Source organism: Alcanivorax sp. HI0044 (assembly GCF_001634945.1).
On the sequence record NZ_LWEZ01001890.1, the window covers coordinates 1 to 921 of the forward strand.

Genomic DNA, 921 nt, shown 5'->3' on the forward strand with positions numbered 1-921 from the left:
GCGCAACCATAGCGATAACGACGAGAAAATCAGCAGCAACGGAATGCCCGCCGAAAACCCGTAAAAGAACATGGTGGCCACACGGGGGTGCAGGAAGGCTTTCAGGGATTGCTGCCAGCTGGTTGATTGTGGGGGCATAGGACTCTTAACGGGTATTGCCGATTGGCGAAAGGCTCATCATAGACACTTTGTTCGCAGGGGGCGATGTGGGTTCAACAGCCTGCTACAGGAAATACTGTCTGGGCACGCGGTCGCCCAGCACCGGAATATTTTCATCGCGTAGCCGTTGTGTCTGAATCTCCCCCGAGGGGGTGCCAGCCAGGGCAATACAGCCATCGGCGCGCAACACCCGGTGCCAGGGCAGGCGGGTGTCCTTGGGGAGCTGGCTCATCAGACGGCCAACAAAACGGGCATGACGGGGAAAGCCCGCCTGTTTTGCCACGGCGCCATAACTGCTGACGTATCCGGGGGGAATAGCGGCGACGATCTGGTAAACGGCATCTCGGAATTCAGGGTTCATGAAAGGTAGCTTCCAGTGGCTAGCTTCCAGCTGCAAGGAAAAACGCAGAGCACAATAAAAAGAGGAAACCGGTGCCAGCCGATTTCCTCTTCTGGGTTGTAGCATCGTGCGTTAGGCATTGAGCGTCCGGCGTTGTTATCGCAGCCCGCCGTCCATATCGATGCAGCGACCGGTGAAATAGTCGGTCTCGAAAATAAAGGCCACGCTGCGGGCAATGTGCTCGGCTTCGCCCAGACGTTTGAGGGGCACCGCCTGTACCAGGCGCTCGCGGGCTTCCGGTTTCATGGCGGCCAACATGTCGGTGTTGATGGTGCCCGGCGCCACCGCCCCGGTGCGAATGTTGTAGCGGGCCAGTTCTTTCGCCCATACCTCGGCCATGGCGGCCACGCCGGATTTGGCGG

At 59.1% G+C, this 921-nt stretch carries 2 protein-coding genes; both read right to left on the reverse strand.

All coding sequences use genetic code 11. The features are described 5' to 3' along the window. Nucleotides 1–223: 223 nt before the first annotated feature. On the reverse strand, nucleotides 224–520 hold the full coding sequence (locus A3730_RS28220) for an MGMT family protein (RefSeq protein WP_063520609.1): 297 nt from the start codon (nucleotides 518–520) through the stop codon (nucleotides 224–226). 135 nt (nucleotides 521–655) lie between these two features. Continuing rightward, nucleotides 656–921 (reverse strand): SDR family oxidoreductase (locus A3730_RS28225; protein ID WP_156501422.1); only part of this gene is annotated, 266 nt, incomplete at its 5' end.

Coding starts and splice junctions, on each gene's coding strand:
- A3730_RS28220 (WP_063520609.1), bottom strand. CDS start 520: ATGAACCCTGAATTCCGAGATGCCGTTTACCAGATCGTCGCCGCTATT.